Source organism: Streptomyces sp. 4F14 (assembly GCF_048159485.1).
Lineage (GTDB): Bacteria > Actinomycetota > Actinomycetes > Streptomycetales > Streptomycetaceae > Streptomyces.
Genome location: NZ_JBLRVY010000037.1, coordinates 107,746 through 114,186 on the forward strand (window position 1 = coordinate 107,746; position 6,441 = coordinate 114,186).

Consider the following 6,441-nt stretch of genomic DNA (forward strand, 5'->3'; position numbering starts at 1 on the left):
CCTCTCAGCCCCCGTAGGTGGCCTCGGACTCGCCCAGCACCCCGGCGAAGTCCGCGGCCAGCAGCGCCCCGTCGGCGGGTTCGAGTTCGGCCACCGAGATCCGTACGCCCGGCGGGGCCGCCAGCCGGAACCGGGCCCCGGCCGCGACCCACCAGCCGCGCGAGCGCAGCCCGTTCACGATCGCCGACTCGTCCCGCACGGGCACCCACAGGTTCATCCCGCTCACCCCGTGCGCCTCGATCCCGCGCGCGGACAGCTCCCGCAGCAACGCCGTCCTGCGCAGCGCGTACGCCTCGCGCGCGTGCGTGACGAGCGCGCGGGTGGCGTCGTCGGTCAGCAGACTGTGCACGGTCTCCTGGAGCAGGTGACTCACCCAGCCCGAGGTCAGCAGCAGCCGCCCGTCGTGCCGGGCCAGCGTCGTCGCGTCACAGGCCGCCGCCGTCAACCGCAGGTCGGTGCCGAGGAACTTGCTCACCGTCCGCACGTGCACCCAGCGCGCGAGCCCGCCGTCGGTGAGCGTCCACAGGGGCGCCCCGGCCACCTCGGAGGCGTGGTCGTTCTCCACGACCAGCACGTCCGGCGCCGTCCGCAGCACCCCGACGAGCGCGTCCCTGCGCGCGCGGGTGAAGGTCCCGCCGTACGGGTTCTGCGCGCGCGGGCTGCACACCACCGCCCGCACCCCCGCGCGCAGCGCCGCCTCCAGCGCATCGGGCCGCACCCCCTCGTCGTCCACGGCGACGGGCACGGCACGCAGCCCCAGAGCGGCGACCAGGTCCAGGAGGTGGTGGTACCCGGGGTCCTCCATGGCGACCGCGTCCCCGGGGCGCAGTTCGACCGAGAGCAGGCGGGCGATCAGATCGAGCGCCCCGTGCGCGAACGTCACGTGCTCCACGGGCACCCCGTCCGGCCCGAGCCAGTCCCGTACGGCCTCTTCGAGGCGGGCCAGCCTCGGTGTCGCGCGGTGGGAGCGGGCGCCGGGGGAGAGGCGCGAGGGCGGCACCAGACCGGGCAGCAGCGCGGGGTCGGGATGACCGCCGGCCAGGTCCCGCAGGCCCTCAGGGACCTTCGGCGGCCGGCGCGGCGCCACCGACGGCACCTCCGCCACCACGGTCCCGCCACGCCCCCGGGTCACCACGATGCCCCGCGCGCGGAGTTCCTTGTAGGCGGTGGCGACCGTCCCGGGACTCACCCCGAGCACGTCCGCGAGCCGCCGTACGGGGGGCAGGGCCGCGCCCGGCCCCAAGGAGCCGTCGGACACGCCTCGTTCCACGGACGCGGCGATCTCCTTGGCCGTCGTCCCCGTGATCGCATATTGTGTTGCCACATTCGACATTATGTATCAATACAAAACTTCGCGCAAGGGGGAACCATGGCGCCGACACGCCGGAAAACCACCGGAGAACCCCGCATACCCGGCGGCCCCGACGGCCGCCGCATGGTCGTCATCGCCCTCGTCGACCGCATCGGCAGCGGCCTGTGGGCCACCGTCTCCGTCCTGTACTTCACCTACGTCGCCCACCTCTCCCTCGCCGAGGTCGGCACCCTCGCCGCCGTCGCCGGAGCCCTCGGCATCGCCGGCGCACCCAGCGGCGGCCTCCTCGCCGACCGGTTCCCGCTCACCCGCGTCCTCGTCGCCGTCCAACTCCTGCGCGCCGCCGCCTCCTTCGGCCTCCTCGCCACCGACCACTTCGCCCTCCTCCTCGCCCTCACCGCCCTCGGCGGCTTCGGCGACCGCGCGAGCAGCGTCCTCACCAAGCTCTACGCCGCCCGCGTCGCAGGCCCCGACCGCGTCCGCTACCAGGCCGTCCAACGCACCGTCGCCAACGCCGGCTGGGCCATCGGCGGCCTCGTGGCAGCACTCGGCCTCGCCCTCGCCGGCACCGCCGCCTACCGCTGGCTCCTCCTCGGCGACGCCCTCTCCTTCGCCGCCGTAGCCCTGCTCACCCTGCGCTGCGGCGAACCCGCCGCACCCGCCCGCACCGTCACCGGCTCCGGCTCCGGCACCCCGGCCCCCACGGCCCGGCCCCGCGGCCCCTGGCGCGACCGCACCTACCTCGCCTACGTCGCCACCGAAGCCGTCCTCTTCCTCGACGACGCCGTCTTCAAGGTCGGCCTCCCGCTGTGGATCGTCCACCTCGACAGCGCACCCCACGGCCTCGCCCCCCTGCTCATGGTCCTCAACAACGTCCTCGTCGTGGCCCTCCAGGTCCCCATGGCCCGCTTCGGCGCCACCACCGAAGCCGCCCGCGCCCTCCTGCTCCCGCTCTCGGCCGCCTTCGCCGTCGGCGGCGCCGCCATGGCCCTGGCCGCGGGCGGCGGACCCGTCACCGCGACCCTCCTGCTCACCGCCGCGGCCACCGCCTTCACCCTCGCCGAGATCCTCCACGCCACCGTCTCCTGGGAACTCTCCGTCGCCCTCGCCCCCGACACCGCCCAGGGCGCCTACCTCGGCGTCCACGGCCTCGCCCAGTCCGCCCAGCGCACCGTCGGACCACTCGCCGTCACCGCCGCCATCGCCACCGGCCCCCTCGGCTGGGCCGCATTCGGCACCGCCATCGCCCTGACCTGCGCAATCCAGCACCGCATCGTCCGAGACCGGCTCGCACAAACCCGATTGTCAGTGCCGCCGGTTACTGTGAGTGAGCATTGATCGAACGCTCTGCACACAGGGGGAAACCATGACCCACACCGACCAGCGAACCCAGCGCCGGGCCCTGCGCCGCGAGATCCCGGGCACCATCGGCCTGCTCACCGACGAGCACGACTTCCGCGCCATGCGCCGCTACCGCACCTTCACCTTCGACGACCACACCACCTACCTCCGCCAGGTCGAAGCCGTCCTCAAGACCCGCGCCGCCGAAGGCACCCACACCACCCTCGCCCTCTTCGACCCCCAGGACTACGCCGAATACTGCGCCGACCACGGCCTCGACCCCGACACCCCGCAGACCCGAGGCCGCTACACGGCCGAACTCGCCGCCACCGGCCCCACCGTCGCCTACGACGGAGGCCCTCTGGCCGACCTCGTCCCCACCCTCGTCGACGAAGCCGTCCGCCGGGCGACCTGGGAGTACGCCGCGACCCTCCTCGCCCGCCTCGGCGCCTGCGCCTCCTGCGGCGAGGACATCGGCCGCGCCGCCTTCACCCGCGCCTCCGCCCTCCTCACCCGCATCCTCGACACCGCCCCACCCGGCCACCGCCACCTCGTGTGCAGCGTCTCCACCGCCCCCGAAACCCTCATCGCCGTCCTGCACGCCGAATCCACCCCCGACGGCACCACCCGGCTCGACGAGGCCGAGGCCCTGGAGTTCACCACCGTCCTCGCCCTCGGCATCGCCACCCAGAGCCCCGGCGGCCTCGTCCTGCGCCTCACCGCCCCCGGCACCCGCGACCGCGTCCACGGCTGGCGCCTGCGCGGCGAGAACCTCGAACCCCTCACCGCCGCCGAGGTCTTCGACGCCTACTGCACCGACGCCGAATCCGGCGACCTGATCGCCCCCGAGTCCGACGTCGACTACTGCGCACCACCCGACCTCGGAGACGACCCCCTGCCCCCGACCGACCACCACCACTGACCCGCACACCGCACGACGAAGGGGGGTGCCCCACCCGAAGGCGGGACACCCCCCACCAGAAACAGAGGGAGGAGAAGACCCCCGACTACTCGCCCGACAGCACCGCCTGAGCCGCGGCCCGCGCCTCCTGCGCACTGTCCGTGGCCCGCGCCGCCGCGGCGGCCCGCTCGCACTGAGCCAGCGTGTGCTTAGCCAGCGCCGCCCGCACATAAGGAATCGACGCCGCCCCCATCGACAGCGAGGTGACCCCCAGACCGGTCAGCACACAAGCGAGCAACGGATCCGACGCCGCCTCACCGCAGACACCACAGCTCTTGCCCTCCGCCCCGGCGGCCTCCGCGGACAGCGCGACCAGATCCAGCAGCGCCGGCTGCCACGGATCCTGGAGCCGCGACACCGCACCCACCTGACGGTCGGCGGCGAACGTGTACTGCGCCAGGTCGTTCGTCCCCAGCGACAGGAACTCGACCTCCTGAAGAATCGACCGAGCCCGCAGCGCCGCCGACGGGATCTCCACCATCGCCCCGAACTTCGCCCGCAGCCCCGCCGCCCGGCACGCGTCCGCGAACGCCTTCGCATCCGCCCGGTCCGCCACCATCGGCGCCATCACCTCAAGGTGCACCGGCAACCCCTCGGCAGCCTCCGCCAACGCCGCGAGCTGCGTCTCCAGCACATCAGGGTGGTCCAGCAGCGACCGCAGCCCCCGCACACCCAGCGCCGGGTTCGGCTCGTCGGCAGGCGTCAGGAACTCCAGGGGTTTGTCCGCACCCGCGTCCAGCACCCGCACCACGACCCGGCCCTCGGGAAACGCCTCCAGCACCTGCCGATACGCCTCGACCTGCTTCTCCCGCGACGGCGCCTTCTTGCTGTCGTCCAGGAACAGGAACTCCGTACGGAACAGCCCGACGCCCTCCGCCCCCGCCGCGACAGCGGCCGGCACGTCCGCCGGACCACCGACGTTAGCCAGCAACGGCACCTTGTGCCCGTCGGCGGTCACCCCCGGCCCCGTCGACGCGGCCAGCGCCGCCTTCCGCGCGGCGGCAGCGGCCGTCAGCTCCGCCTTCTTCTCCTCACCCGGCTCCACGAAGACCTCACCGGAACTCCCGTCCACGGCGATCACCACACCCTCGGCCAGCTCCCCGGCACCCGGCAGCGCCACCACGGCCGGCACCCCGAGCGCCCGCGCCAGAATCGCGCTGTGACTCGTGGGCCCGCCCTCCTCGGTCACGAACCCGAGCACCAGCGCCGGATCCAGCAACGCCGTGTCGGCCGGCGCCAGATCCCGCGCCACCAACACATACGGCTCGTCACTGTCCGGCACCCCGGGCATCGGCACCCCCAGCAGCCGCGCGACGATCCGGTTCCGTACGTCGTCGAGGTCGGCCACCCGCCCGGCGAGGTACTCACCGGCGCCCGCGAGCAACTCGCGGTACGAGGCGAAGGCGTCGTACACGGCGCGCTCGGCTGTGCTGCCGACGGCGATCCGCCGGTCCACGTCGGCCATCAGCTCGGGGTCCTGCGCCATCATCGCCTGGGCTTCCAGGACCGCCTGGGCCTCGCCGCCGGCCAGATTGCCGCGCGCGGTCAGATCGGCCGCCACCGCGTCCACGGCCTGACGGGCACGGCCCTGCTCGCGCCCCGCCTCCTCGGCCGGGATCTGCTTGGCGGGCGGCTCCAGGACCGCCGTCCCCATGTGCCGTACCTGGCCGATCGCCACACCGTGGCTCACACCGACGCCTCGCAGCGTTGTCTCCATCTCACCGTCTCCGATAGTGCGACGGCACCCGCCGCCGCGATGGTCGTGCCTGTCCACCGGCCGTCGGCCTACAACCGGTGTGTCACTGCTGTTGTGTCACTGCCAGGAAAACAGAACGTCCCCGGACTTCACATCGCCATCCTCGCGTACGCCGCCGAGGGAGTCGGCCGTGGCCTCCAGCGCCACGATCGGGCACACGGGGGACTTGCCCGCCTCTTCCACGGCCGCCGGGTTCCAGCGCACGACGGCCTGTCCGCGCGTCACGGTGTCGCCCTTGTTCACCAGCAGGTCGAAGCCCTGCCCGTTGAGCTGCACGGTGTCGATACCGAGGTGGACGAGGACACCGTGTCCCTCGGCATCGACCACCACGAACGCGTGGGGGTGGAGAGAGACGACGACACCGTCCACGGGGGCGACGGCCTCGGAAGGCTCACGCACCGGGTCGATCGCCGTACCCGGGCCGACCATGGCCCCGGAGAAGACCGGATCGGGCACGGCGGCCAATCCGATGGCGCGTCCTGCGAGCGGGGACGTCACGGTGGTCACGGAGTGCCTCCCAGGGGGTGGAGGAGATGGAGCTGTACATGGACCGTCACTGCCTGTCTCCGGCAGTGCACTGTGAAGCAGCGTATGTCATATGTAGTACCGGTTCCGCACGAGAGTTCCGGATCTGAGGTCTAGACCAGTGGTCCAGACCATCACTCTAATGGATTTGCACGCCGTCTGGAGCCGCGTGTACAGTCGTACTCCTGCTTGAGGGCGAGCGACGCGGTCCCGTGTCCTGCTCCGAGCAGCCTCCAACTAGCTCAGACTCCTTATCCCAAGGCTTCGTTTTGCATGCCCGCAGAACGGTGGTCAGGGAGACCCGGAGAACCTGATAAAGTCGGAACCGCCGGAAAGGGAAACGCGAAAGCGAAAACCTGGAAAGCACCGAGGAAATCGGATCGGAAAAAGATCTGATAGAGTCGGAAAAGCAAGGCCGAAGGGAAAAGCCCGGAGGAAAGCCCGAGAGGGTGAGTACAAAGGAAGCGTTCGTTCCTTGAGAACTCAACAGCGTGCCAAAAATCAACGCCAGATTAGTTGATACCCCGTCCTACCGGCTGTGAATGC

The 6,441-nt window shown here is 72.0% G+C and carries 5 protein-coding genes; 2 read left to right on the forward strand and 3 right to left on the reverse strand.

Features of this window, described 5'->3' with window-relative positions:
- Positions 1-4: 4 nt before the first annotated feature.
- Positions 5-1,324 carry an aminotransferase class I/II-fold pyridoxal phosphate-dependent enzyme gene (locus ACLZOT_RS43200; protein ID WP_416974706.1) on the reverse strand — a complete coding sequence of 440 codons (1,320 nt, stop codon included), beginning with the start codon at positions 1,322-1,324 and terminating at the stop codon, positions 5-7.
- 45 nt (positions 1,325-1,369) lie between these two features.
- On the opposite strand from ACLZOT_RS43200, the gene ACLZOT_RS43205 reads away from it, so the two are divergent.
- Together ACLZOT_RS43205 and ACLZOT_RS43210 are read left to right on the forward strand one after the other, a co-directional pair.
- A complete protein-coding gene (locus ACLZOT_RS43205; protein ID WP_416974707.1) occupies positions 1,370-2,650 on the forward strand; it encodes an MFS transporter in 1,281 nt (426 codons plus the stop codon).
- A gap of 28 nt (positions 2,651-2,678) precedes the next feature.
- Positions 2,679-3,575, forward strand: coding sequence for a hypothetical protein (locus tag ACLZOT_RS43210; protein WP_416974708.1), 897 nt, complete (start codon positions 2,679-2,681; stop codon positions 3,573-3,575).
- An 85-nt stretch (positions 3,576-3,660) separates the two neighbouring features.
- On the opposite strand, the gene ptsP is transcribed toward ACLZOT_RS43210, so the two are convergent.
- Together ptsP and ACLZOT_RS43220 are read right to left on the reverse strand one after the other, a co-directional pair.
- A complete protein-coding gene (gene ptsP, locus ACLZOT_RS43215) occupies positions 3,661-5,331 on the reverse strand; it encodes a phosphoenolpyruvate--protein phosphotransferase (RefSeq protein ID WP_416974709.1) in 1,671 nt (556 codons plus the stop codon).
- A 96-nt stretch (positions 5,332-5,427) separates the two neighbouring features.
- A complete protein-coding gene (locus ACLZOT_RS43220) occupies positions 5,428-5,877 on the reverse strand; it encodes a PTS sugar transporter subunit IIA (RefSeq protein WP_416974710.1) in 450 nt (149 codons plus the stop codon).
- Between the last annotated feature and the right edge of the window lie 564 nt (positions 5,878-6,441).